Below are 25,383 nucleotides of genomic sequence, written 5' to 3'. Positions count from 1 at the left end.
CTTTGCTAATGGCTAATGAGAGTGATGAGTTACAAGAAAATTCTTGAATTCACAACTCATAACTCAGACACGATTCATCGCGTCTCCCTTAAAAATTTTTACCAATTACCAATTACCGTTTACTCAATTATTTGAATCAAACCTTCAACAACTGCGCGAGATTTCCTGGCACTGGCAATAGAATGCTCACTAAAAGCGCCAAAACTAACAATCCCCAGAGATCGCGCTTGTTGTCAAGTTCGCTCACATCATTCAGCGCCGGTTCATCAGAAACTGGCATCAAGAATAAGAATATTGCCCAAATAAACAAATCTGGCTGAACTAAAGACAATCCCAGCATCAGCAGTCTGCTAATTTGACCAATCATCGCCCCATTTCGTTGTCCAAACATGGCATGGACAATGTGACCGCCATCCAGATGTCCTACCGGCATCAACTTAAACGCTGTCCAGATAAAACCGATATAAGCCGCCACTCCCACTGGGTGAAGCTTGATTGCCATGTTTGCTGTCAGTTCAGATCCCAGGGCCCATTTACTTAGCAAAGTTAATAACAGGGAAAACCGGGGATTCAAAGAAGTGAAGTTTAAGATACTCGACTGCTCCGACACAGCAACCACATCCGAGTGGGCTAATCCCCAAAACAATAGCGGTAACGTCACCAAAAAACCAGCAACGGAACTGGCAATGCCCAAATCGAATAACGCTTTGCGGCTGGGTACGGGCGATCGCCGCCCAATGAACGCTCCAAATGTGCCCAAGAAAAAAGGTACAGGGATAAAGTAAGGCAGCGTGGTGCGAATTTTGTAATATTGGGCACTCAGGTAATGACCGAGTTCGTGGATGCCTAAGATAGCCACCAATGCCAAAGCATAGGGCAGTCCTTTTAACAGCAAAGCTGGGTTAGATTGCAGTGCGGCGTTAGAAATTTCTGAAATTTCCACCCCAACTAAAGTAGTGGTAAACAAAGTTACAAGCAGCAGCCCTAAGGCTAAAGCCGGTCGTTTTAAAGGTTCGGTTTGCTGCTGTGCCTGCGAGTGAGCTTGGGGATTGGGAACCAGTGCGAAGAACGGACTCCCATTCAAACCTTCTTGAAAGACAACAAAGAAGCGATCGCCAAATAATTTCTCAATATTCTCCCGAATTGTCTGGTACGCCACCTCCGGATTCGTTCGCAACTTGCCGCGACAAATTACCGCTTGGGGTCGGTAATCGATGTTCTGGAGGTAATAGATAGACCAGGGAAAGCAATTGCGAAGATTCGTTTCTTCCGTTTTATCAATCGGACGGACAGTACTTCCTGCGTCGCTAGCAGAAACAGGCTGTACCTCAGATGGATTCTGAGCTTGTTCCGCCACCATTTCTTGCGGTTTTGGCGGCGGGGTAAAATCTCGACGCCCCCACTGAATCAGCAGCCAGTACAATATCGGGCAAATGATAAACGGGGCAATCTCCAAAGCTGGCGGCATTCGCTTATCTTCACCGTAGACCAAAATCCAGGCACTCCAAATGAATGCCGGTGTCATCATCACCATCCACAAAAGCCAGATTGGGGTTCGGGTGATGCTGGCAACACTGCGCTTCACGATGAAGTAAGTAAACAGTCCTAGTAACAGTAGGAGCAACCAGAGTTCCATGATCTAAATCTGAATTGGTCTACAGGAGAATTAACTGGCTAGCAATTAGCCATTCCAGATTGGCAATTAACGTGCCAGCCAATTGCTTAAAAGAGCAAAGTGCAAGCAGATTCTCCAGAATACAGCGCCACCATCCCGACTTATAACCCCTCGAAGGAACAGCCGCATCCAGCACGTAAAACTTCAACTGGCTGTCCTTGACACCATCCTTAACACCATTTGTGCATCTCCACCCAATCGGGACACATCGGATGGAACACCCCATTCCATTGTAGAAAACCCAGGGGATATCCCGACCGATTGTTTTGAAGGTTTGCCGAAAACAAAGTCGGGAGTCGCTAGATTTTATTTATTCTTTGCGACCGATTCTCCCTCACCCATTCACTTTGGATTTTGGGCTAGAAGATAAACCACGAATACCGTTCCCGCATCTACCTCTGAATGGAAGCTAATCGTGCCGCCATGCATCTCCACCAACTGGCGAGTTAAAGCCAATCCCAACCCAGTCCCTTCGTGCTGCCGATGCAGAGAGCTATCAATTTGTTGAAACGCCTCAAACAAAAGATGCTGTTTCTCCATCGGAATCCCAATTCCCGTGTCTGCCACCTCAATCATCGCCTGGTTACTTTCACACTGCATCCGCAGCCATACCTCACCCCCTGGTGGTGTGAACTTTACCGCATTCGAGAGTAGATTCAGCAAGATTTGCCGCACGCGCCGTTCATCCCCCCAAAATTCATCGGCGGGAGGCAACTCAGCGAAATCCCCTGTTAGCTTCACCTGTTGGACTTGAGCCTTTTCTTGCAGCAGTTCCAAACTTTCAATCCCTACCTGACGCAGAGAAAACTGACTGAGGGTTAAAGACGCCTTACCGGATTCAATCTTAGATAAATCGAGAATATCGTTAATCAGCTGCAACAGGTGCTGTCCGCTATTGTGAATAATCTTGAGATATTCTTTCTGTTTTCCGCTCAGTTCGCCAAAATACGGTTGCATTAAAGCGGAGGACATCCCAATCACAGATGTGAGCGGTGTCCGCAATTCATGACTCATGGTTGCTAGAAACTCAGTTTTAGCCTGAGAAGCTGCATTCGCAGCAGTCAAGGCATCTTGCAACTGCTCGGTTCTCAGAGATAGCGCCTGCTTCGTCTCCACTAGCTCCGTAATTTCACGGAAAGTCCCCAAGCAAGCATAAACCTCACCATTAGAGTGCTTCAACGGCACTCTGGAAGTGTCGAAGTGGTGAATCCCATCTGGGAAAACTAGGGTTTCCTGTTCGTGTAGCGTTTCTCCCGATTCAAAAACCCGCAAATTTTGTTTGGCAAACGACTTAGCAATCAGAGGCGGGAAGCATTCTAGAATCGACCGATCCTGAACGGCATATCGGTTGTCAAACCCCATCCTTTGAGCAAAAGCATGATTGCAAAAGCGCAGACGCAGATTCTCGCGCTCGACCACAAAAATGTAGTCTGGGTGAGCATCAAAGAAACTTTCCAGCTCAGCGGTGCGTTCTCGTACCAAGGCTTCTAGGGTTTGGTTTTGCGCCTGAATTTGTTGGTAAAGGGTTGCTTGGTAGATAGCGATCGCTAGTTGGTCGGCAACGGTCGTGATAAATCTTAACTCCGACTCGTGCCAGTAACGGGGAAATTGATCCTGAGCGAAGGTTAAGCAGCCCCAAATCTTTTGCTGTCGGTGAATTGGCACCATTAACCAAGCGCCCGGATATTTTGCCGCCAAAGAGCGATTCATCGGGTCATCCACTAAGCGCGTATCGCTCACCTGGACAACCTGTAGATTTCGCAGCGTTCTGGAACAACAGTTTTTTTGATCGGGAACGATCAAGTTCATGGCTGTGAGGATATCAGCATGAGCGCGATACTCAGTCAGCGGCTTCCAACACTGCTGTTCCTCTAAATACTGAAAAATCAAACATCGATCTGCCACCAAAAGATGACCCAGTTCCAGCGTCACCGTTTCAAAGATATGGGACAGTTCTAAAGAAGCCCGGATTTGGGCAACCAGCCGATTTAATAGCGCCGCATGAGTAATTCGTTCCTCCGCTTGCTGGTAAAGCGTCGCCAGGTTGTGTCCTCGCTCTACCAATTGCAGCGCCAGATGCAGTAATTGCCGCTCTCCCGGTTGCCACTCCCGCTTCTCATCCCATTGCTCAAGCAGTAGCAAACCAACCAGTCCAGACGCACCGTGTAGAGATGCCATCTCTCGCGGCTCGATTTTCTGCGGGTGTGTATGCAACCAGGTCAAAAAGATAGATTCGGCAGCCGTTGAGCCAATGTTTCGCTCAGTTGCCCAAGGATTGCCCTGATGATGTTTGAGAAGGCACTGTTCGATGTTTGCCCATTCAGGATCGTGAGTTTGCCGAGCCGAAAGGGGGATAGATGAATCGTGGGCGATCGCACTCCACAAGGTACGCTCATCTTTAGCGCTATAGAACGCAATTAAACACCGACTAACCCCAAAAGTCTCTTGAATCAACACCGCCGAACGCTGCAAAATTACCTGCGCTCCCTGGCTTGACCAGCTAATTCGTAGCAGTTCTTGGAGTAACTTTTCTGGCTGTTGCCAACTCGGCACTACAGCCTGGGGAATGGGGGGGTGGACAAGGTGCGCCTGGATTCCCGGCTCCCTCAACAAGGCGGTTTTAATCTGAATGTCGGTTGTAGGATTGCCGATTAAACTCGCCCCAGCACTGCTACAAGCATTTGTATCTGCTTTTTCTGGAGTCTGAGTGCTAATTTGACTGGTTAAGATAGCACTCACCAGCGTTGATGTGAATTCGCTCTGCAAAGCTGGGAGATTGGGTTGAGGGAACCAATCGGCAATGGCTCGCTCGAAAAGAGGGGAGATTTCTGGGGTTAAGTGCAACCCGCGAGAAATTTCGGCGCAAATACTGCCCACAATCGCCGGATCGAAGCCAAAACACAGCTCGTAAGGATTGGCGTTTAGTTCAGAATTCTCAGTGGTTTTGTAGCTGTGCAACATCACATTGAAGCGATCGCCCAATCCCAAAATCACCAACGAGGGCACCTTGCTTTGAGTCTCTGGAGTTGAGCTAAGGGTTCGAGTTAACTTCCGCAGCTTCAACGAACAAGGCAACCATCTGTGTTGATTCTCACATTTATTCTCGCAATGGGTTGCTGATGGCTTCCCCATTGCCAGATTCAAAAAACAGTTGGGCGGGGTCAGCAGCTCCGGCAAACCCAAAGCACCTGCTTCTGGGGATGCATACCCGCACCGCGCTCCTTTTGATTGTCTCTCCGGGCACAGGTCGCTCGGAGTAAAGTCAGACTTACCCCCGGCGATGAGTACCACTCTGGAATCTGGTTGTGAAGCTAAAAACTTCAGCAATGAGTGGGCAACAGATAAAACTGTTGACCGACTGATAGAGTATCTAAGATCGTTTGCCAGGAAAACCATGAGCGCGATCGCTATATTTAGGGGTAAAAACTCTCACCAGTGGTAGGCGTGCCTTAAAAATTAAGCAATCGCATGGGCCCGTGCGATCGCAGTTAAAACCCACTCAGCCTCAGATTTTTCTAGAATCTATTTCCACTCAAGCCGAGCATTGCTTGATTCCCAATTTACACTGCTCTTTCATTGTGGAATCAAACTTACTGCACTCGCTTCGGTAAATGCACTATTAAGTTTTATCTAGATTTTCTTTTTTTGCGATTTTGGTATTACTCACAACAGAAATAAAAAAACTGAAGGCTGTTATTATCAGCCGTTAGGCGATATCCGTTAATGTTTATAGTCGTTGTGTTCGGTGCCAAGCACGGACTAAGCACTAAGCAAGAATTCTCTCAATCCATCTGCCCCTGAAGCACCTGTGCCTCTTCAGTTCCTCAGTCCTAACTCCTAACTCCTCAGTCCTAACTCCTAACTCCTCAGTCCTAACTCCTCAGTCCTCAGTCCTAACTCCTCAGCCCTCAGTCCTCAGTCCTCAGCCCTCAGCCCTGACTCCTGAATCAAGCCGCATCGCCAACGACCGCATTAGCGGTTAACACCTCCAACGCCGTTTTGTATTGCTGGTCTGCTTCCGTACCCACCTGGTCAAGCGTAATTGGCTCCAGAGGCACTTCCCGATCTGGCGTAATGCCTAGCTTGTTAATATCGTGATGGTTTGGCGTTTCGTACTTGGCAACCGTCACCGCCAATCCTGACCCATCTGAGAGGTCAAACAAAGATTGAATTAGGCCTTTGCCAAAAGTTCGAGCGCCTACCAATTGGGCACGACCATTGTCTTGAAGTGCCCCAGCCAGAATCTCGCTAGCACTGGCGCTTCCCTGATTCACTAAAACAACGAGAGGAGCGTGGGTAAGAGCTGGTGCAGACGCCTCAAAACTGCCCAGAATGCCTTGTCGGTTGACCGTATAGACAATCGTGCCTTCATCCAACCACATCCGAGCAATCTCAATGCCTGCCTGCAAAAGCCCTCCTGGATTATTTCTCAAATCGAGCAGATAAGCTTGTGCCCCTTGTTTCTCCAACTTGGTGACGGCATTCGCCAGCTCAGTTGGGGCATTGGCACTAAACTGGCTCAGACGAATGTAACCCACCGGGAGGCGAGAACTGCTGGAATCTAAGACTGCATAAACGGGGTTAAGAGCAATTCGCGATCGCACTAGGGTAATTTCTTCAGGCGTTTTTGTCTCCCGTTGCATCAGGAGCCTCACCTCTGTGCCCGCAGCGCCCCGCATCCTCGCGGCGGCTTCATCGAGGGTCAGTTGGGCACTCTGGATGCCATCAATTTCCAGGATGCGATCGCGCGATCGGATTCCCGCCTTCGCAGCAGGCGAACCGTCAATTGGTGCCACCACTTGCAACTCGCCCGTCTCGGCATCAAGGGCAATTTGCAGTCCCACCCCTTGAAGCTCTCCGGAAGTATTCACCTGTAAACTTCGGTACTGGTCAGGTTTTAAAAACCGCGTGAACGGATCTTCCAGAGTTTTGAGCATATTTTGAATTGCCGTGTAAGTCGCCTCACGATTAGACAGAGGCTGCTTGATCGCCTTCTGACGAGCCATCCACCAGTTTTGTTGATTGAAACTGTCATCCACGTAAGCATAGTTGACAATTCGCCATGCTTCCGATAAAAGCTGCTGTTCCTCCGTTAAAGCGATCGCTGGCGAAGTCCACCAACTTAACGTAAAGATAGTTTGTATGATTAGTACGAATACAACCCTTAACACTCGTTTGTGCATGACACAGAATCCCCCTTTCGGGCTATGTTACATTTTTTGTAGAGGCTACGCCTAGACTTCTCTCTATCGCGGTGTCTACTGATCCCCATTGCAGCTTCATGCCCCCGAAAAGAGCGGAAAACTGTCTCATGGGGTTGGCTCGTGTCAAAAACAGCAATAAATTTTTAGGAACTCTGGGTTCATGTTTTCTAAGCAGGTAACTGATTCAAAAGCCTACAACTGGTTTGAGGAGCGTCTGGAGATTCAGGCGCTTGCCGATGACGTCAGCAGCAAGTATGTGCCTCCCCACGTAAATATCTTCTACTGCCTGGGTGGAATTACACTGACTTGCTTTTTGATCCAGTTTGCCACTGGATTCGCCATGACGTTTTACTACAAGCCGACCGTCACCGAGGCTTTTTCCTCCATCCAGTACCTGATGACGGACGTCAACTTCGGTTGGCTGATTCGCTCCATCCACCGCTGGTCTGCCAGCATGATGGTGCTGATGATGATTTTGCACACCTTTCGGGTTTACCTCACCGGCGGTTTCAAAAAGCCCCGCGAGTTGACCTGGGTGACGGGTGTGACTCTGGCTGTGATCACCGTTTCTTTCGGCGTCACCGGCTATTCACTTCCTTGGGATCAGGTTGGTTACTGGGCCGTTAAGATTGTCTCTGGCGTCCCTGCTGCGATTCCCTTGGTCGGTGATCAAATCGTCGAGCTGATGCGCGGGAGTTCCAGCGTTGGACAAGCCACTCTGACACGCTTCTACAGCCTGCATACCTTTGTGCTGCCCTGGCTGATTGCCGTCTTCATGTTGCTACACTTCTTGATGATTCGCAAGCAAGGCATCTCTGGCCCATTGTAAAAAGTACTGAGTGCTGTAGAGACGGGATATCTCCGTCCCTACAGCAGGGCAGGAGATATCCAGCCCATGTCCAGCGCCCAATGGGGAGAGGAGAGAAAGTGGGAAAGTCATTTTTCTTCCCTGCATTATCTATCTCTCTATTACCCCCTGACCACTTTGCCTCTTGCTTAGCTCAAAGCTTTCAAAACGCATAGGAGAACACATACAACAATGGGAACCCAAAAAAAGCCGGATCTAACCGATCCGCAGTTACGTGAAAAACTTGCCAAAGGCATGGGTCATAACTACTATGGCGAACCCGCTTGGCCCAACGACCTACTCTACATTTTCCCTGTAGTAATTATGGGGACGATTGCACTGTGTACGGGTCTGGCTGTGCTTGACCCAGCGATGATTGGCGAACCGGCAAACCCCTTTGCCACCCCTCTGGAAATTCTCCCAGAATGGTACTTCTGGCCTGTTTTCCAAATTCTGCGGATTCTACCCAATAAACTGCTGGGTATCGCCTGCATGGCAGGGATTCCTTTGGGCTTGATTCTCGTTCCCTTCATTGAGAACGTTAACAAATTCCAAAATCCCTTCCGTCGCCCAGTCGCCACGGCGGTTTTCCTGTTTGGAACCTTCTTTACCCTCTGGTTGGGTATCGGTGCCACCTTCCCCATTGACAAATCTCTGACATTGGGTCTGTTTTAAGACAATCATTTGTTATCCTTGACGCCTGTGGGTTTCAAAAGCAGTGCTTTTGTGCTGCTTTTGAAGCATCTACGGGCGTTAAGTATTATCTGGTCGCTTCCGAAAAAGCAAAGTATAAAAGAACAGAGGATGTAGCTGCCTGAACCAAACTCCAGCCCCAACGCAACATTAAGTGGTTAAACTCAACTCATGGCAAAGACAGCGCTAATTACAGGAATCACCGGGCAAGACGGCTACTATCTCAGCCGTTTACTTTTGGAACGGGGTTATCGGGTGGCTGGGTTGGTACCGCTGCACCGCCAATCCAGTCTGGCTAAACTGGGTTCCCTCGCCAGCCAGATTGAGGTTTGTGCGGTTGACATGAGGGATAGCGCGACTCTGTTGGAAGTAGTGGAACAACTACAGCCTCAAGAAATTTATAATTTAGCCGCTCCCAGTTTCGTCCCAGATTCGTGGCAAGACCCGCTGGGAACGCTGGACTTGGTAACGGGTACGGCGACCAGGCTGTTAGATGCAGTGCGTCTGGCTGGATTGAACACGCGGTTTTATCAAGCCAGCAGTTCCGAGATGTTTGGGCAGGTGGATCGGTCGCCTCAAGATGAGAATACGCCTTTTCGTCCGATGAACCCTTACGCAGCGGCAAAGTTGCACGCCCATTGGACGATGGTACATCACCGACAGCGCTACGGTTGGTTTGCCTGTAGCGGTATTTTATACAACCACGAGTCATCGAGACGACCTCCAAATTTTGTTACGCGAAAGGTGTCTTTAGCAGCAGCCTCGATTAAATTGGGGTTAAGCGATCGCCTGGAAATGGGCAACCTGGACGCCAAACGCGACTGGGGTTATGCTGGCGATCATGTGGAAGCAATGTGGCGGATGTTGCAGGCAGATGAACCAGAAGACTACGTGATTGGGACGGGTCAGTTACACAGCGTTCGGGAATTGGTGGCGACTGCTTTTGAGTGTGTGGGGCTAGATTGGACTCGTTATGTCGTTGTCGATCCCAAGTTTCTGCGATCGGATGAACATTTCCATCTGGTGGCAAATCCAGAAAAAGCCAAGCGCCAACTCAACTGGGAACCGCAAGTTAGCTTCGAGGGTCTTTTGGAAAAAATGGTGTTGAAGGACTTGGAACGTTTACAAAGTGCTGAGGTGCCGTCCATCGCCCAGATGGAACAAAACTCCTAAAATTCAGGGATTATTGAAGTGGGAGAAAAGATAGATTATTTAGAGCCGACTGTTAAACCAGTCGCAAACCATATATTTATTTTTCTGGAAGTTTTTGGATGCGAAGGGGGCATCCAATCCTACGTTAAGGATATTTTGCAGTCTTATACCTCATTGGGAAATCAAGCCAAAGGCGAGGTATTTTTGCTACGGGATGGCGTTGGCTGCCCAAATCCCTTTGAGGGAAAAAACCTCAAATTTCATTATCTCAAAAACCAAAATCCCCAAAAGGGACGCTTAAGGCTAGCAACTTCACTGCTAGCTTGTCTGTTACAACGCCGTCCCCACCATGTTTTTTGCGGTCATATTAATCTGTCACCCTTGGTAAGGCTGCTATGTCAGCCGCTGGGGATTCCCTATACGGTGCTGACTTACGGAAAAGAATTTTGGGAACCCTTAGCCAATCAAGAACGAAGGGCACTCAAGCAGGCGGAGGGAATTTGGACAATTAGTCGCTATAGCCGCGATCGCGCCTGCGCGGTGAATGACCTAGACCCTAAGAAAGTGCAAATGCTACCCTGTGCGGTGGATGGGAATTACTTTACTCCAGGCCCCAAGCCACCCGTATTGATCGAACGGTATAATCTTGGCGGTGCCAAAGTTTTGATGACTGTAGCGCGGCTGTGGTCGGGCGATATCTACAAAGGCGTAGACGTTACCATTCGAGCCATCCCTGCGATCGCCCAAGTATTTCCAGAAGTCAAATATTTGGTGATCGGTCGTGGCGACGATCAACCCCGACTGGCGCAGCTTGCCAAAGATTTAGGAGTTGCCGACCGGGTTGTCTTTGCCGGGTTCGTTCCCACCGAAGACCTGGTAGACCATTACCGCGTCGCTGATGCTTACATCATGCCTTCCCAAGAAGGCTTCGGCATTGTCTATTTAGAGGCGATGGCTTGTGGCATCCCCGTCCTATCCGGTAACGATGATGGCTCCGCCGATCCCCTTCAGGATGGACGTTTAGGCTGGCGCGTCCCCCATCGCAATCCAGAAGCCGTGGCAAATGCCTGTATTGAAATCCTCAAAGGGGACGACCAGCGCTGCAACTCTCAGTGGTTGCGAGAACAAAGCCTCGCCTTGTTTGGCAAAGATGCCCTTGCCCAGCAGTTAAAACAGCTGCTTGTTTAAATGCGATTAGGCACGCTTAAAAATCAATGCCGAACGGCCTCTGTTCTCAGAGAGAATCGATTCTGATTTAGGATGGAAGTAGTCCATACTACCTTGCTTTTGTTGGAGACTGCCGTGAACCAGAACAGCCCCAATTCCTTTCAATTCAAGCTTTCTGGCGTCGGCTCTTGGCTTACCTTGCTGCTAATCATTTGGTTGCTGGGGTCGATTGGGCTTGGCTGGTTGGTAAAATCTTTTCTGATTCTGATAGGTTTAATCCTCGTCGCACCAGTCCTTGCCTTCCTGGGCTTTCGCTGGTGGTTGCAACGCAACCTTATTGCCGACCAGTGTCCCGTCTGTAGCTATGAATTTACAGCTTTGAATCGAACCGAGTGCCAGTGCCCCAATTGTGGCGAGTCGCTCAAAATCGAACAGGGACACTTTAACCGTTTGACGCCTCCCGGAACGATTGACGTTGAAGCCGTTGAGGTATCTGCCCGCTCTTTGGAAGACTAGAACAAAATCAAGTTATTCGTCACTCGTTTTTGATTGATTACGACTGACGAATGACTGATTATTTAGTCTGTCCAGTAATCGATAGAGTATAAGGATGGGTGCCACCCGCGCGATCGCCGACATAAACGTTATAATCCCCCCGAAGCCAAACTCCTGAAATCTCCGGCTTATCTCCAGAAACACTATCTGCCAACACGCAGAATCGTCCTCCTGGGCCATCAACCAGAAGCGTAGGCTCGCCACTGCTTTGGATACTCAACCGCAAGTAATCGATCCGATCTGCCGTTACCCGAACAACTTGATTCGGGGTTTGGGAGATATAACCGCAATTACTACTTGTTTGACCGCCAGAAGCCCCGTTGAGGACGACCGGATCGTTCGACAACTTCGACGACAGTTCTAACACTGGGGCATCACTACGAGCCGCCCCAGCGCCTGTTAAGATTAACGCCAAGGTTGTGGGAATAACTATCCATTTGCGAAGCATCTTCATTTCGTCATCCCCTTGCCTTTTTAAGGAAGTCTTACTATAAGTGTCCTACATGAGTACATAAAGGTGTTTCGAGTGTGTTCCTTTTCTTAAAGTGTCACGTATCTGAAAGGGCGCTAAAATTCCTTCTTTTTTAAGTCATGGTGTTGCTAAAACAGACTTTTGTTTAAATCACCAAGACAATCCATGCTTGACCGTCAGTTTTTCATTTGCAACCGTCATTTTCGTCATTCACTATAAAAACAAAAGATGAATCCTCAAGAAAATCAAGACTGGGAGCGTAAACTCCAAGAACTAGATGCTCAAATCAATCAGAGCAACCCTCCCGCGCCAATGATAGAAACCGAACCGGGGAAACCTCTCCAGGTTCAACCTAAAGAATCTCAATCAATTCAGTCTCTGTTCAACAAAATTGCTAACTGGTTTCAAAGGCTTCCTGGTGCTGGTAAAGTTGCTGTTGTCGCCGTCGCGGCTTTGGTTGGTTTTGGGCTAATCAGAAGCGTTTTGTATCTAGTTGCATCCCTGATTAGTCTCGGCATCTTGGCAGGGTTAGTGTATTTGGCGTACAAACTGTTTATTGCCCCCAAGTCCCCCGATTAGCAAGTCTTAATTTTTTGGGTAGCAATGAGGACTATGGACTCCGGACGGGTATAGTCGTCTAAGGACGTAGGGCAGGTTCATTACTAATGCGGATCTTTACCAGCAAAATAAGGGTTGCCTGCCCGGACAAAATTTGCTAGAAGCGAACAGCTAACTGCTATTTGTGGAATGCTCGAATGGCTACCCAAAGCGTGAAAAAAAGCTCGAATCGCAAAAGCCCGTCTTGGCGGATACAGATGCACCGACTACCACTGGGTACCCGACGGGGTGCTGCCACGATTGTGGAAGTCTCGCTGGTGGTTGCGAGTGCTTTAGTTCCCTATAGCATCGGTCTTGCCGCCAAGTTTTGTACGAATGCTGGCGCGTGTGTCTCTCCGGAAACCGTTCCTCTCAACCCAGTGTTAGCAACCACCGAGGATGCGATCGCTCAAACGTTGGCAATTCCCCGACGCGCAAGCAACCAACGAGTTGCTCCACTTACCAATTTGTTTTGGTGCGGGGCGCTGGTGGCTCCTGTCCTGATCGTAGGCTGGCAACTGTATAAATTGGGCAAAACCGGACAAACCTCGCCCAAGGGCTGGCTAGGCGTCCAAGTAGTACAAGAATCAGGCGACCCGCCGGGATTGATTCGCGCGATTTGGAGAGAGGGAGTCGGCAGGTGGGGATTGCCGCTTTCGATGGCTTATCTGATATGGCGCTACAGCGGTGCTTTTCCAGATTTGGGGATTTTGCTGGGATTGTCTGCTTTGATGTGGCTGGGGGAAAATGCGATCGCGCTGTTCAATCCCGAACGTCGCACCTTGCACGATAGAATCGCTGGAACCTTTGTCATCGATGGAGCCAGGGCTTTTGTACCCGATCGGTCGCGGAATGCTCCTCAGTTAAACCAATTGCCGGGAACCGAACAGCCAGCGAAGCGAGCAAGGGAAACCATCACAAGCATTGCCCTGACTTCTCAATCTTCCAAACCCTCTTCCAAGCGATCGCTGCGTCTTTGGGATTGGATGCGCCAAAACCCCAGTCTGACGCTGATAATTGTCGGCTTTTCTTGCATGAGTGCTGTCTTGGGAACCTTTGTCGGCACTCAAATGTACATTCAAAGTCAGGCAAATTGGCGCTCGTCTAAGCAACAGAATAACAAAGTGTTTTTGGCGCTAGTCGAGCGGTTAAGTCGATCTTCCCCCAACCAATTAGAAGAACGACGGAGTGCTATCCTGGCGCTGGCAAGGTTGGACGACTCGCGAGCGATTCCCTTCTTAGTAGATTTGCTGGGTCAAGAAAGGGTACCTGCTTTGATGGAGACAATTGGGCAAACCTTAGTCAGTACGGGTCCGGAAGCTTTACCCTACTTGCAGCGCTTAAATCTTTCCCTGCAAAAGGACGAAGCGCTGCTGCAAGGGAGTGGATTCGTAGAGCAACAGTTAATAGCAAGGCGACTGGTGGGCACTCAACGCGCGATCGCTAAAATTCTCAGCATCTACCCCGCTCAAGTCTACAAGGCCGATCTCAGTCGCACCGACCTCGCACAGGTACGCCACGAGCCTGCTCCATTTACTCTGGTTCTAGACAAAGCTGATCTTTCTGGGATTCTTTTCAAAGGAGCCTCCCTCGCAGGTGCCAGTTTACGGAATAGCCGCTTCTTGGGTGCCGGTGAGGATGGGCGTCTGGGCACCTTTGATGATCGGATTGCGGACTTCAATGGAGCCGATCTTAAAGAAGCGAACCTCAGTGGCGCTCTTTTGAGCCGTGTCCCCCTGAATCGCACCAACCTAATCCGTGCCACCTTGAATCGGGCTAATTTGTCCCAGGCTCAACTCGTCGGAGCCAACCTCAGTAGTGCCAAGCTAATCGGTGCAGACTTCCATCAAGCTGTCTTAGAAAATGCCAGCCTGACGGGTGCAGATTTAGCCAATGCCAACTTTACTCAGTCCAATCTCTCTAGCGCCCGTCTCGGACAAGTTAGCGCTGTCGGGGCTAAGTTTCCCTTTGCGCTGCTGACGAACTCCAACTGGCAAGGAGCAGACCTTTCAGAAGCAGATTTTCAGAACGCCAATCTCCAAAAAGCTGACCTCAGCGCCACCAGGCTGGTTGGTGCCAATCTCGCTCAGGCTCAGTTGCAAAATGCCAATTTACAAAACACCAACCTGAGTGCGGCAGACCTGCGCGGGGCGAATTTAGCAGGAGCTAATTTGAAGGGGGCAACCTTTGCCGCCCCAAAACCCTTGCAGTCGGATCAATTCATTCAAGAGGCACCCAATGCCGCATCCTTGGCTCGTGTTAAGGGCGTCGATTTTTCTCAAGCCAAGAATTTAGATGCCAAGCAAATTGACTTAATTTGTGACCAAGGAGGGCGTCATCCTCGCTGTCAGTAAATCAGGCAGAAGGGCACCTAGAAACCGCAAGATCCAGCGAGCAGGAAAGTGCTCTAGGGTAGATTGGGCATATGAACCAATTCCAGTTTGATCCCATCGGGATCGGCAAAGAAGACAGCGTAGTAGCCCGGTGCATACTGGTTGTATTCGGCTGGCGGATCGAGGACTGTAGCGCCTAGTTCAAGAATCAGGTTGTATAAGTTATCTACCTGTTCGCGGCTGTCGGCGTTAAAGGCAAGATGGTGTAGTCCTGGCGAGTATCGATCGTGTAGTTTGTTCGGGGAATCTGGATTCGCGGCATAAATCAAAATTGCCCCGACATCCTTTGACCACCACATAATAAACTCATCATTTTTCTCCACCTGCTGGTAGCCCATGAATTCCAAAATTGCGTTATAAAACGGTTCCGATTTCGAGCGATCGCTAACCGTCAAGCTTAGGTGATTCAAGGTACCAAGGGTCATACAAATCTACCCTGTTTCGGAAGAACAAATGTATTATAAACTCCCGTTTTGCAAGTTGGTTCAGAGCAGGAAATCCAATTTTTAGCCAGGAGCCGATATTTTGTATGCTGTTACACATCAAAAATATATAAGTTTTGATCCCTATCTACCGAAGGGCAGGCAAAAAAAGAATTCTTTTTTTACTGTTTAATTAGCTTTATGCGATCGCATTTAAAATAACCACGAGTCCCTTAAGCCAGTTCATGGTGTCCAATGAAGCTAAGCTTCTGCATGATTGTTAAAAACGAAGAATCGTCTTTACCACAATGCTTGAATAGTGTCAAAGATGTGGTAGATGAAATGGTGGTGCTGGATACCGGCTCCACTGACAAAACCGTTGAAATTGCCAGAGAATTTGGGGCGAAGGTTTATCACTTTGAATGGTGCAATGACTTCTCAGCGGCGCGGAATGAGTCGCTGAAGTACGTTCAGGGAGATTGGGTGCTGGTGTTGGATGCGGATGAAGTGCTGACACCGGAAATTGTGCCGCAGATGAAGCAAGCGATGGAAAGCGATCGCAACCTCGTTATCAACCTGATTCGTCAAGAAGTTGGAGCATCCCAATCACCCTATTCCCTAGTTTCTCGTCTATTTCGCAATCACCCAGACGTGCGCTTTTCTCGTCCTTACCATTCCCTAGTGGATGATAGCGTTGCCGAATTGTTGCAGAGAGAACCCCAGTGGCAGATCGTTTCTCTGTCGGATGTCGCAATTTTGCACTATGGCTATCAACCGGGAGCGATCGCATCTTTAAACAAATTCGATAGGGCGCAGGCGGCGATGGAAGGCTATCTGGCAAGCCATCCCAACGATCCCTATGATTGTTGTAAATTGGGGGCGCTTTATATAGAAACCGGGAAAATTAGTAAGGGAATCGGAATCCTCAAGCGCGGCTTAAAATCAACACAGACTGACGCTTCTGTTTTATACGAGTTGCACTACCATCTAGGCAATGCTTATACTCGTGTGAACGATCTTGCACAAGCAGCGACACACTATCAAGTCGCCATTCAACAACCAATTCTGCCCAAACTTAAACTAGGGGCTTATAACAATTTAGGCAACTTGTTGATAGCATCTGGGGATTTTACTAATGCTCAAAAAGCTTATGAAACGACCTTACAAATTGACCCTAGTTTTGCGGTCGGAAAGTACAATCTAGGCATGGCATTAAAAGCAATCGGGCGTTTGCCGGATGCGATCGCTGCTTACCGCCAAGCGATTCAACTGAACCCAGACTATGCAGAGGCGTATCAAAATCTGGGAGTTGCCCTGTTGAAAATGGGGAACGTAATCGAAAGTTTAGAAGCATTTGGGAAAGCGATCGCCCTTCACGAGCAACACAACCCAGAGGAAGCCGCTAGGCTCCGCCAAGGATTGCAAGAAATGGGGTTCCAGGTTTAATCTCATCTCTAACCCGACTGAATACCATCGTGGATAACGCTCTGCCGCTTAGTCTGATAAACCCGTATCGGTCGGTCAATACCTTTAAAACGGTACTCTCCCATCGGAAACAAATCTTTCGGTTGACTGAGCAAAGAATAGCTGGCTTCACTCACGACACATTCACCAGGGGGACAAATTCCTTCCATCCGCGAGGCAAGATTAATCGTAGCGCCTAAGACGGTATAGTCTACTCTCTGAGAGCTGCCCACATCTCCAACCACCGCTTTACCGCTGTTAATCGCTATCCGCAATTGCAGCGGTTGTTGAAAGAACTTACGAGCATTCAGACGCTCCAGACGTTCCAGCATTCCCCAAGCAGCGGCAAAAGCCCGGTCGGCATGATCCGGCTGGGGTTCTGGAGCGCCAAAAAATGCCATAATGCAATCTCCAATAAATTTATCTAGCGTTCCTCTGGCGGCAAAAACTTCTTTGAGCATCTCCTCAAAGAAACTATTGAGCAAATCGGCAATTTCTGTCGGAGTTAAACGTTCCGAAAGCGCAGTAAAGCCAACAATATCGGCAAAAAGAATGCTGATTTCGCCTTCTGTGGGGGTAAGACGACCGCCTTCTAATCCTCCTACATTCATAATATGCTGCACAACTGAAGGAGAGTGATAGCGTTCTAATCGGTGTCGAATGTTGGCTTCGCTTCTGAGTTTCTCTGCTAACAGCCAACGTTGCACCGCCGACGCCACCAAATTCGCTAAAGCTGAAAAAAAGCTGAGGTCTTCATCTCCTCCTTTGTTCCAATGGGTAAAAGAAAGATGGGCATCGGCATAAAGAACGCCGACTACCTGATTTTCATCCCACAGAGGAACCGCTAGAGCGCTACGAATGCCTTTTGCTAAAATACTATGTTCGCCTTCAAACCGTTCATCCATTTGGGCATCAGCGGTTTTAATGGCGACTTTATCCGTAAATACTTTTTGACAAATGGTGCGGCTAATCCAACTGCCATCTGCGGCGAGATTTTCCTGCTGAGAAATATCTCTCGCTGCTGCTTGAAGTAATTCAAGTTCCCCCGAACAATCGACATCAATCAACAATGCCAACCGATCGATACTAATGAGATCGCGGAAAACAATTTCTTGTATCTGCTGGAAAATTGCTTCGATCGATTCGGCAGAATTCAGACATCTAGCGATATCAACCAAGTCTTTCAGCCGAGCGATCGCTTTGTGGGGATTCGCAATATTACTCCCTTCATCATCCGCTTGTATCCATTGCTGTTGCAGTTCTTTGGCATTGCGAAGAATCGTCACTTCTTCGGGGATCGGATCTGCATTGATGGGATTGAGTTGAGTCTTTTGTTGAGGAGAACTGGCTAAAAGAACGTGGATGAAAACATGACCCATCTGAATAACATCCCCATGATTCACTCTTTGGGGCGCTGCTAGCAGACGGTCATTTAACCGCGTTCCGTTTGTGCTATGCATATCTTCGACTACCCACACGCCATCCGGTGTATTTAACAACCGGGCATGACAGCGGGAAATTTCAAAATAAGGCAAGTACAGATCGCATTCTGGCAAACGACCAATAATAAATTCCTCTTTATCCACCGTGACGGTGCTTTCAGCATTTTCCTCAACTTGTAGGCGCAGCTTGAGTTCAGCCATGACTCTAAACCTCCTTGAACCAAGGCGAACAAGGCTTGCTAAAACTCCTGGACAAAGCAATAGTCAAAGAAAGCACCCACAAATATATGCGTTTTCCCGGCAATTACTGCCACCATCTTAACTCTGACGAAATCCTTCGACAGATGATACGCTGTGTTGCCATAGGTCGCAACGACCGGGAAATCGCACCCAGCTCCTTTTCGGTTAACCTTCTGCTCAACCTCTTGCCACCTCTGGCTAACCCACCCCGATACGGGGACGGTGAGGAATAAATTTTTTGGGCTGGTGAGGAGAAGCGATAAACTCCTCGATTTCGTCGTCGAGAAAGGGTTTGGCTTGGTCTTAGCCGAAAACTCAAAATCCGCCCTTTCGCTCCACTAAAACTCAGAGGGGAGCCAGCACTTTAATGCCGCTTGGTTTGATAAACTCTGACAGGTCGGTCTATGCCTTTGAAATGGTGTTCTCCTACCGTCTGCAAGTCTTGGGATCGCTTCAGCAATGAATACGTGGCTTCACTAACGACACATTCACCGGGGGGGCAGATTCCTTCCATGCGGGAGGCTAAATTAATCGTTGCTCCTAAAGCGGTATAGTCTACTCTTTGAGAGCTACCGACATCTCCAATCACGGCTCTGCCACTATTGATAGCAACCCGAATTTGCAGCGGTTCGCGCCAGACTCGAGCGGCATTTAATTTCTCTAGACGAGTCAGCATTCCTTTGGCGGCGGCGAAAGCTCGGTCGGCATGATCCGGTTGAGGTTCAGGAGCGCCAAAAAATGCCATGATGCAGTCTCCAATATACTTGTCTAACGTTCCTCCGGCAGTAAAAACCTCCTGTAGCATTTCCTCGAAGAAATCATTGAGTAATTGGGCAATTTCTGTAGGACTCAACCGTTCCGAAAGGGCGGTAAAGCCAACAATATCGGCAAAGAGAATGCTGATATCAACCTCGGCAGGCGTGAGACGACCGTTGTCTAAGGCCCCCAGGGTCATAATGTGCTGTACAACGGCAGGGGAGTGATAGCGCTCTAGTCGAGTCCGAATGGTTTCTTCGTTTCTCAGTTTCCGCGTTAACAGCCAACGTTGGACTGCGGATGCGACCAGATTCGCTAAAGCCGAAAAAAAGCTGAGGTCTTCCTCGCCTCCTTTCGTCCAATGGCTAGAGGAAAGATGAGCATCGGCATAAAGAACACCGACTACTTTATTTTCATCCCAAAGCGGGACGGCGATCGCGCTCTTGATCCCTTTGACTAAAATGCTCTGTTGCCCCTCAAACCGTTTGTCCATCTGGGCATCAGCGGTTTGAATTGCGACTTTCTCGGCAAATACCTTTTGACAAATGGTGCGGCTAATCCAACTGCCATTTGCTGTTAGATTCTGTTGTTCCAAAATATCTCTAGCGGCGGCATTCAGCAATTCTAGTTTGCCGGAACCCTCTACATCGATTAACAATGCCAAGCGCTCAATGCTTTGAAGTTCGCGGAAAACGACTTCCTGCACCTGGGAGAATATTGCTTCGATCGATTCAGCTGCGCTCAAATTCTTGGCAATATTCACCAAATCTTTGAGACGAGCGATCGCTTTTTCCTTATTGCTAACTACGTCTAGCGTCCCTTCCGCTTGTATCCACTGCTGTTGCAGCTCTTGAACATTGCGAAAGATGGTGGTTCCTTGAGCCACGGGTTCCACCAGCTGTGTTAGATGGGGTTGAGCAGGATGGCTCAAAAGAATATTCAGGCTAATATCTCCCAGCCAAAGAATATCGCCGTGATTTACCTGTTGAGGCGAGATGACAGGGCGTTCATTCAATCGCGTTCCGTTTTTGCTGCCCATATCCTCAATTGTCCACGCCCCAGAAGGCGTTTTCAAAAAGCGGGCATGACACCGGGAAATTCCCTCGAAAGGCAAATGCAAGTTGCATTCTGGCAAACGACCGATCGTAAATTCATCCCGATTCACCGTAATCGTTCTTTCTGTATCTCCCTCTCGTAGACGCAGATTGAGTTCAGCCATGACTCCTATCCCTTTTTGAAGCGAAGCGAACGAGGCGTGCAAAAACTCAGCAAAGTAAGGGGCTTTTGATTGGTTTCCCTCACTTCCCCTCAAGGTTATGGCATTCTCAAAGGCATTTATGCAACCCTGCCCAAGCTACACGCTTAGGGCAGCTTAATCGGCAAATCGTTTGAGTTTTAGCGTTAATGCCTCTGCGCCCTTCAGCCTTACCTTATATAAATGGGGGGTCATACCCCTCATTCCTTGAACAACAGTATCATAGTATTCGCTGGTTCCCGATGTCAGGTCGAGGTTTTAGCGAGACCGTCGAAGCCTTGACAACTGGGCACCAGAGAAGACGCGAAAGTGCGGTTTTCATACGCAGTCAATCAAGAGTGCGGCGGGAGAGAGCGATTCCCTGAAAGGGGGTAGCTCTTTCATCAGATATGCAATCCGTGCATATCTGATGAAACATCCGGAAAACACTGCTTCCTTTTTGGAAAAACTCAATTATGTTAAACGGTTTACCTCAGCTCAGGGCAGCGACACCATGATAGGCATATTACTAGACCAGCGCTACCAGGTGATCCAGGCGCTAGGCCAAGGTGGATTTGGTCATACTTACATTGCCCAAGACACTCGCCGACCTGGGAACCCTACCTGCGTTGTTAAACACCTCAAACCCGCGACTAGCAATCCCGAATTTTTACAAACAGCGAGACGCCTGTTTAATAGCGAAGCCGAAACTCTGGAAAAGTTGGGGAACCACGACCAAATTCCCCGGCTGTTAGCTTACTTTGAGGAGCAGGAAGAGTTTTACTTAGTGCAGGAATTTATCGACGGACAGCCTCTAAGTGTAGAACTGCCACCAGGACAGCAGTGGAGCGAAAGTCAGGTGATTCAACTGCTGTCTGAAGTATTATCTATTCTGGAATTTGTACACGAGAACGGGGTGATTCATCGGGATCTCAAACCGGATAATTTAATTCGCCGTTCTTCCGATAAGAAGTTAGTTTTGGTAGATTTTGGTGCCGTCAAACAGGTGCAGATGCAATCCGTCATCGCTCAAGAAGGGATGAATGAGACGGTTGCGATTGGTACCCCAGGCTATATGCCTAGCGAACAGGGACAAGGCAGACCCCGCCCTAGCAGCGATCTGTACGCACTGGGCATGATTGGTATCCAAGCCTTGACCGGGCTGAATCCCAGGCAATTAGCAGAAGATCCCGACAGCGGGGAGATTCTCTGGCGGCACTTGGCTCAAGTTAGCGATGGGTTAGCCGCTGTCCTGAGTCAAATGGTACGCCACTACTTCAAATTCCGCTATCAGTCAGCAACCGAGGCATTGCGATCGCTTGCTTCCCTAACCAATCCGAATTCCCCGGCAGCGATCGCCGCAGTCTTGGGACAGAAGGTGCGCGGTTACTGGAAAGACGGTTCTGTGTCGGCAAATAAGGCACTGCGCTCGCTTCAAGAACGCACCAATCCCCACGTCTCGCCCAATAACGCCCCTGCTCCTATTTCCACCCCGGCGATCGCGCCCCCTACGGACAATACCGTAACCATTGCTACAGGCAATTCATCGGAAAAGACAGTGGATTCTCCGGCTAGCGTCGTAGATGAAGCAACGCCTCCAACCGCACCCGCCACGCAGAACACGGTGACAATTGCTCCTGGAAATCCCGCCCCAGCTCCGATTAGTTCGTCGTCCAGCCTGGATTCTGGACTTAAATCTCCTAACAAATTGCCGCTGTTAATTGGAGCAAGCACTGCTATCTTTGTCATTGCAATTGGGGTAATTTTTGCAAGTCGTCAAGTCCCGTCCTCTCCTGAAACGGCTAAAAATCAAATTACTGCGCCAGCTAAAAATGAAGTGAAAAACACTTGTGTTGTTGTTCTTAGTTCATCCAATGTCCGCTCTGTGGATGGACGAAAGAAAACAGGGGATGTTGTGAAAGCAGGAACCAAAGTCTCTGTTACTGGAAAAGAAGAAGGTGGCTGGATAGAAATTAACTCTCCAGTCTCCGGTTGGATTTGGAAGGGTCGGACAAAAAATACCTGTCCTTCTAAATAGGAATAGTTCTGACTCCAAGACATTTAATTGTCCGGAGCTTTTGCTATTCAGACTGGCGGCAATTCTAGGGGAATCGCACCTAATAAACCCGTGCGAAAATCATTTAATAGCTGTCGTGCTGTGCGCTCTACATCGCCTTTATGACGTTCATCTGCCACAGCTTGTAGATATTCGTCGCCTGCGAAGGAACTCGGCTCGACTCCGTAGCGAGATTGTAAAGACTTCAATAGAAATAAATCGGCATCGGGGGCGTTGAGAGTTTTGAGCAAATCTACTAGCGCAGATGCCACTCGTTGATTGTCGTAAGACGCCTCACCAATATCATCACAAATCGCTAACTTTAAAGCAGCAGGCTGATTTTCTAACTTAGAAGGCAAAACGCCAGGGGCATCTAAAAGTTCAATCTCATCGGAAATGCGTATCCAGCGTAGCTGGCGCGTTACACCAGCACGACGGGCGCTTTCTACCACTCGCTTTCCTAATAAACGATTAATTAGCGCCGATTTGCCCACATTAGGAAACCCAATCGCAACGGCACGGACTGGACGAGGAAGCATCCCGCGATCGCTTCTTCGTTGATTCATCTCTACACCCGCTGCCTGCGCCGCCTGTGCCACTGCTGCAACACCCTTCCCATGCTGGGCATCTGTGAAGTATGGCGTTTCCCCCCGATCCCTAAACCACTCAGTCCACAGTTGCCGGACTGCGGGAGAAATCATATCCGTGCGGTTAAGTACCAATACCTTTGCCTTGCCGCCTATCCACTCTGGCACGCGGGGATGGTGCGTAGAGATGGGAATTCGGGCGTCTCGCACTTCTAACACCACATCCACACGCTTGAGCTGTTCTTTAAGCGCTTTCTCAGCCTTGGCAATGTGTCCGGGATACCACTGAATTGAAGGAGTCGTCATAAGATTTTAGATTTTAGATTTTAGATTTTAGATTTTAGATTGAATCTAAAATCCAAAATCCAAAATCTAAACTTTGACTAAGGAACAATCAATACCGGACAAGGAGATAAATTAATTACCCGGTTCGTGACGCTGTCAGTCATGCCTTCTTCAGTCAAACCCAGCCCTCGACAGCCCATCACAATTAAATCGGCGTCAATTTCGTCAGCAACATCGCAGATGGTAAAAGCTGGTTTGCCTTGACGCTCAATCGTTTGAGACTGGATGCCTTGATCGGCAAATAGATTTTGAGCTGTTTTGAGCAGTTCGGCGACTGCTTCTGGCGATGTCATTGCAGCATCTGAATTGAGCGGCGACACCTCTGGCTCTTGGCTGGGTTCTTCTACCACCGAAAGCAAAATTAATTTACTACCATACTTTTGCACAACATTCACAACGACATCAGCCGCTTCGCGCGCTTCTCGACTTTGATCGACAGGAAACAGAACAGTCTTGAACATGGCACGCTCCTGTAGAAACCCCAACTCTTGTAAAATGTGGACGGCTAGAGAGCTAGAAATAACCTTACCCCTGCATTTGGTTTGGTCTATCTAGCTTTTGAGGGAAAAGGGCAAACGACCAGTGACACGCGGTTGCTAGTGAAGAGTATAAAAAGACGCAATTAGGAGGTTTACGCTGTGTCCAAGAAAACTGTAGCAAATTTATCGGCATCCGATTTATCCGGCAAAAGGGTACTGGTACGGGCGGATTTTAATGTACCGCTGGACAATGGCAACATTACTGACGATACTCGCATTCGGGCAGCTCTGCCGACAATTCAGGATTTAACTTCCAAAGGCGCTAAGGTAATTCTGTCTAGTCACTTTGGGCGTCCCAAAGGTGTCGATGATAAATACCGCCTGACGCCGGTGGCAAAGCGCCTGTCTGAATTGCTGGGTAAAGAAGTTGTCAAGACTGACGACTGTATCGGTGATGATGTCGCTGCCAAGGTGGGGGCGATGCAAAATGGCGACGTGCTGCTGCTGGAAAATGTCCGCTTCTACCCGGAAGAAGAGAAGAATGACCCAGAATTCGCTAAAAAACTGGCTTCAGTTGCCGATTTATATGTGAATGATGCGTTTGGAACAGCTCACCGCGCTCATGCTTCTACAGAGGGTGTAACCAAGTATCTCAGTCCATCGGTGGCTGGGTATTTGATTGAAAAAGAACTCCAGTATCTGCAAAGCGCGATTGAAAACCCTCAGCGTCCTCTGGCGGCAATTATCGGAGGTTCCAAGGTTTCTAGCAAGATTGGCGTCATCGAAACGCTGCTGGATAAGTGCGATAAGCTGATCCTGGGCGGCGGCATGATTTTTACCTTCTACAAGGCTCGTGGGCTAAGTGTCGGGAAGTCGCTGGTGGAAGAAGATAAGTTAGAACTGGCGAAGTCTTTGGAAGCGAAGGCGAAAGAGCGTGGCGTTCAACTGCTATTGCCGACAGATGTCATCCTTGCAGATAATTTTGCTGCTGATGCCAACGCTCAAACGGTTAGCATTGACGCCATTCCCGATGGTTGGATGGGATTGGATATTGGCCCCGATTCGGTGAAATTCTTTCAGGAATCGCTTGCTGATTGCAAGACGGTGATCTGGAATGGCCCGATGGGTGTGTTCGAGTTCCCACAATTTGCCAAAGGGACGGAAGCGATCGCGCGGACTCTTGCCGATCTCACTAAGAGCGGGACGACTACCATTATCGGCGGTGGCGACTCGGTGGCAGCCGTGGAACAGTTGAACTTGGGCGAACAAATGAGCCACATCTCGACTGGCGGTGGCGCTAGTCTGGAGTTGCTGGAAGGGAAGGAACTTCCTGGTATTGCGGCGTTGAATGATGCTTAAGTTCTAAGAGTAAACAAATAAAATTCTTGTAGAGACGCGATTAATCGCGTCTCTACGCTTTTTGGGGTATATTGCTTCGCTGTCCTTCTCAAAGAGAGCGATCGCGTTTGTTGGGAAAGAGAGCGCGATCGCTTGTATTCAGTATTAAGTGAAATAGAGTGGACACCTGACGGGGTGGTAGCGAAACGGTAGCGCTTAGAGCGATCGCTAGCTAAATTGGAGTACATACGGCGCTAAGGAACCA

Annotated in this window: 22 protein-coding genes; 11 read left to right on the top strand and 11 right to left on the bottom strand. The window is 48.9% G+C overall.

Features of this window, described 5'->3' with window-relative positions:
* Positions 1-136 precede the first annotated feature (136 nt).
* The 4 genes from NDA03_RS16850 to ctpA form a co-directional block, all read right to left on the bottom strand.
* Positions 137-1,636 (bottom strand): site-2 protease family protein, encoded by a 1,500-nt coding sequence (locus NDA03_RS16850; protein ID WP_348238647.1) that lies wholly within the window; start codon positions 1,634-1,636, stop codon positions 137-139.
* Positions 1,637-1,655: 19 nt separating this feature from the next.
* The gene (locus NDA03_RS16845; protein ID WP_190414396.1) at positions 1,656-1,901 is read right to left on the bottom strand and encodes a hypothetical protein; all 246 of its coding nucleotides are present in this window, start codon (positions 1,899-1,901) and stop codon (positions 1,656-1,658) included.
* Between the two features lie 116 nt (positions 1,902-2,017).
* Positions 2,018-4,966, bottom strand: coding sequence for an ATP-binding protein (locus NDA03_RS16840; protein ID WP_348238646.1), 2,949 nt, complete (start codon positions 4,964-4,966; stop codon positions 2,018-2,020).
* Between the two features lie 656 nt (positions 4,967-5,622).
* A complete protein-coding gene (ctpA, locus tag NDA03_RS16835) occupies positions 5,623-6,858 on the bottom strand; it encodes a carboxyl-terminal processing protease CtpA (RefSeq protein WP_348238645.1) in 1,236 nt (411 codons plus the stop codon).
* 181 nt (positions 6,859-7,039) lie between these two features.
* On the opposite strand from ctpA, the gene petB reads away from it, so the two are divergent.
* From petB to NDA03_RS16810, 5 genes are all read left to right on the top strand, one after another.
* The gene (gene petB / locus NDA03_RS16830; protein ID WP_190430667.1) at positions 7,040-7,708 is read left to right on the top strand and encodes a cytochrome b6; all 669 of its coding nucleotides are present in this window, start codon (positions 7,040-7,042) and stop codon (positions 7,706-7,708) included.
* A gap of 210 nt (positions 7,709-7,918) precedes the next feature.
* Positions 7,919-8,401 (top strand): cytochrome b6-f complex subunit IV, encoded by a 483-nt coding sequence (gene petD, locus NDA03_RS16825; protein ID WP_190414392.1) that lies wholly within the window; start codon positions 7,919-7,921, stop codon positions 8,399-8,401.
* 189 nt (positions 8,402-8,590) lie between these two features.
* The gene (locus NDA03_RS16820; RefSeq protein ID WP_190526307.1) at positions 8,591-9,592 is read left to right on the top strand and encodes a GDP-mannose 4,6-dehydratase; all 1,002 of its coding nucleotides are present in this window, start codon (positions 8,591-8,593) and stop codon (positions 9,590-9,592) included.
* 18 nt (positions 9,593-9,610) lie between these two features.
* Positions 9,611-10,759, top strand: a complete 1,149-nt coding sequence (locus tag NDA03_RS16815; RefSeq protein WP_348238644.1) for a glycosyltransferase family 4 protein — start codon at positions 9,611-9,613, stop codon at positions 10,757-10,759.
* A gap of 114 nt (positions 10,760-10,873) precedes the next feature.
* The gene (locus tag NDA03_RS16810) at positions 10,874-11,254 is read left to right on the top strand and encodes a hypothetical protein (protein WP_190414389.1); all 381 of its coding nucleotides are present in this window, start codon (positions 10,874-10,876) and stop codon (positions 11,252-11,254) included.
* 58 nt (positions 11,255-11,312) lie between these two features.
* Here the strand turns inward: NDA03_RS16810 and NDA03_RS16805 are convergent, their stop codons facing one another.
* Positions 11,313-11,747 (bottom strand): hypothetical protein, encoded by a 435-nt coding sequence (locus tag NDA03_RS16805; RefSeq protein ID WP_190526312.1) that lies wholly within the window; start codon positions 11,745-11,747, stop codon positions 11,313-11,315.
* A gap of 246 nt (positions 11,748-11,993) precedes the next feature.
* On the opposite strand from NDA03_RS16805, the gene NDA03_RS16800 reads away from it, so the two are divergent.
* Together NDA03_RS16800 and NDA03_RS16795 are read left to right on the top strand one after the other, a co-directional pair.
* Positions 11,994-12,344, top strand: a complete 351-nt coding sequence (locus tag NDA03_RS16800) for a hypothetical protein (protein ID WP_190986390.1) — start codon at positions 11,994-11,996, stop codon at positions 12,342-12,344.
* A 236-nt stretch (positions 12,345-12,580) separates the two neighbouring features.
* A complete protein-coding gene (locus tag NDA03_RS16795) occupies positions 12,581-14,716 on the top strand; it encodes a pentapeptide repeat-containing protein (RefSeq protein ID WP_348238643.1) in 2,136 nt (711 codons plus the stop codon).
* 53 nt (positions 14,717-14,769) lie between these two features.
* On the opposite strand, the gene NDA03_RS16790 is transcribed toward NDA03_RS16795, so the two are convergent.
* Positions 14,770-15,180, bottom strand: a complete 411-nt coding sequence (locus NDA03_RS16790) for a VOC family protein (protein WP_190414385.1) — start codon at positions 15,178-15,180, stop codon at positions 14,770-14,772.
* A gap of 270 nt (positions 15,181-15,450) precedes the next feature.
* Here NDA03_RS16790 and NDA03_RS16785 point away from each other — a divergent pair, with 270 nt between their 5' ends.
* The gene (locus NDA03_RS16785) at positions 15,451-16,623 is read left to right on the top strand and encodes a glycosyltransferase (RefSeq protein ID WP_348238642.1); all 1,173 of its coding nucleotides are present in this window, start codon (positions 15,451-15,453) and stop codon (positions 16,621-16,623) included.
* Between the two features lie 8 nt (positions 16,624-16,631).
* On the opposite strand, the gene NDA03_RS16780 is transcribed toward NDA03_RS16785, so the two are convergent.
* Positions 16,632-18,284, bottom strand: coding sequence for an adenylate/guanylate cyclase domain-containing protein (locus NDA03_RS16780; RefSeq protein WP_190689045.1), 1,653 nt, complete (start codon positions 18,282-18,284; stop codon positions 16,632-16,634).
* 14 nt (positions 18,285-18,298) lie between these two features.
* Here NDA03_RS16780 and NDA03_RS16775 point away from each other — a divergent pair, with 14 nt between their 5' ends.
* Positions 18,299-18,556, top strand: a complete 258-nt coding sequence (locus NDA03_RS16775; protein ID WP_348238641.1) for a hypothetical protein — start codon at positions 18,299-18,301, stop codon at positions 18,554-18,556.
* Between the two features lie 131 nt (positions 18,557-18,687).
* Here NDA03_RS16775 and NDA03_RS16770 read toward each other — a convergent pair whose 3' ends face one another.
* Complete coding sequence (locus tag NDA03_RS16770; protein ID WP_348238640.1) at positions 18,688-20,298, bottom strand: adenylate/guanylate cyclase domain-containing protein; 1,611 nt, start codon at positions 20,296-20,298, stop codon at positions 18,688-18,690.
* A gap of 529 nt (positions 20,299-20,827) precedes the next feature.
* Here NDA03_RS16770 and NDA03_RS16765 point away from each other — a divergent pair.
* Positions 20,828-22,351 (top strand): protein kinase, encoded by a 1,524-nt coding sequence (locus NDA03_RS16765; RefSeq protein ID WP_190414479.1) that lies wholly within the window; start codon positions 20,828-20,830, stop codon positions 22,349-22,351.
* Positions 22,352-22,398: 47 nt separating this feature from the next.
* On the opposite strand, the gene ylqF is transcribed toward NDA03_RS16765, so the two are convergent.
* Positions 22,399-23,262, bottom strand: a complete 864-nt coding sequence (gene ylqF / locus NDA03_RS16760; RefSeq protein ID WP_348238639.1) for a ribosome biogenesis GTPase YlqF — start codon at positions 23,260-23,262, stop codon at positions 22,399-22,401.
* 77 nt (positions 23,263-23,339) lie between these two features.
* Positions 23,340-23,762, bottom strand: coding sequence for a universal stress protein (locus NDA03_RS16755; RefSeq protein ID WP_190433305.1), 423 nt, complete (start codon positions 23,760-23,762; stop codon positions 23,340-23,342).
* A 177-nt stretch (positions 23,763-23,939) separates the two neighbouring features.
* Between NDA03_RS16755 and NDA03_RS16750 the strand changes: the two genes are divergently transcribed.
* Positions 23,940-25,139, top strand: coding sequence for a phosphoglycerate kinase (locus NDA03_RS16750; RefSeq protein WP_190526327.1), 1,200 nt, complete (start codon positions 23,940-23,942; stop codon positions 25,137-25,139).
* Here the strand turns inward: NDA03_RS16750 and NDA03_RS16745 are convergent.
* The gene (locus NDA03_RS16745; RefSeq protein ID WP_190678743.1) at positions 25,136-25,366 is read right to left on the bottom strand and encodes a hypothetical protein; all 231 of its coding nucleotides are present in this window, start codon (positions 25,364-25,366) and stop codon (positions 25,136-25,138) included. The two genes, NDA03_RS16750 and NDA03_RS16745, sit on opposite strands and share 4 nt — an antisense overlap.
* Positions 25,367-25,383 lie beyond the last annotated feature (17 nt).

This window comes from Trichocoleus sp. Lan, from assembly GCF_039961855.1.
In the GTDB taxonomy this organism is placed as follows: Bacteria; Cyanobacteriota; Cyanobacteriia; order Cyanobacteriales; family FACHB-T130; genus FACHB-T130.
This window is presented reverse-complemented; position numbering and strand designations above follow the sequence as displayed.

Bases quoted from the DNA above. Each gene is read 5' to 3' on its own strand.
- NDA03_RS16755 (WP_190433305.1), bottom strand. From the start codon at position 23,762: ATGTTCAAGACTGTTCTGTTTCCTGTCGATCAAAGTCGAGAAGCGCGC.
- NDA03_RS16765 (WP_190414479.1), top strand. From the start codon at position 20,828: ATGATAGGCATATTACTAGACCAGCGCTACCAGGTGATCCAGGCGCTA.
- NDA03_RS16785 (WP_348238642.1), top strand. From the start codon at position 15,451: ATGATTGTTAAAAACGAAGAATCGTCTTTACCACAATGCTTGAATAGT.
- NDA03_RS16805 (WP_190526312.1), bottom strand. From the start codon at position 11,747: ATGAAGATGCTTCGCAAATGGATAGTTATTCCCACAACCTTGGCGTTA.
- NDA03_RS16745 (WP_190678743.1), bottom strand. From the start codon at position 25,366: ATGTACTCCAATTTAGCTAGCGATCGCTCTAAGCGCTACCGTTTCGCT.
- NDA03_RS16770 (WP_348238640.1), bottom strand. From the start codon at position 20,298: ATGGCTGAACTCAATCTGCGTCTACGAGAGGGAGATACAGAAAGAACG.
- NDA03_RS16845 (WP_190414396.1), bottom strand. From the start codon at position 1,901: ATGGGGTGTTCCATCCGATGTGTCCCGATTGGGTGGAGATGCACAAAT.
- NDA03_RS16790 (WP_190414385.1), bottom strand. From the start codon at position 15,180: ATGACCCTTGGTACCTTGAATCACCTAAGCTTGACGGTTAGCGATCGC.
- NDA03_RS16800 (WP_190986390.1), top strand. From the start codon at position 11,994: ATGAATCCTCAAGAAAATCAAGACTGGGAGCGTAAACTCCAAGAACTA.
- ylqF (WP_348238639.1), bottom strand. From the start codon at position 23,262: ATGACGACTCCTTCAATTCAGTGGTATCCCGGACACATTGCCAAGGCT.
- NDA03_RS16795 (WP_348238643.1), top strand. From the start codon at position 12,581: ATGCACCGACTACCACTGGGTACCCGACGGGGTGCTGCCACGATTGTG.
- NDA03_RS16780 (WP_190689045.1), bottom strand. From the start codon at position 18,284: ATGGCTGAACTCAAGCTGCGCCTACAAGTTGAGGAAAATGCTGAAAGC.
- NDA03_RS16820 (WP_190526307.1), top strand. From the start codon at position 8,591: ATGGCAAAGACAGCGCTAATTACAGGAATCACCGGGCAAGACGGCTAC.
- NDA03_RS16850 (WP_348238647.1), bottom strand. From the start codon at position 1,636: ATGGAACTCTGGTTGCTCCTACTGTTACTAGGACTGTTTACTTACTTC.
- petB (WP_190430667.1), top strand. From the start codon at position 7,040: ATGTTTTCTAAGCAGGTAACTGATTCAAAAGCCTACAACTGGTTTGAG.
- petD (WP_190414392.1), top strand. From the start codon at position 7,919: ATGGGAACCCAAAAAAAGCCGGATCTAACCGATCCGCAGTTACGTGAA.
- ctpA (WP_348238645.1), bottom strand. From the start codon at position 6,858: ATGCACAAACGAGTGTTAAGGGTTGTATTCGTACTAATCATACAAACT.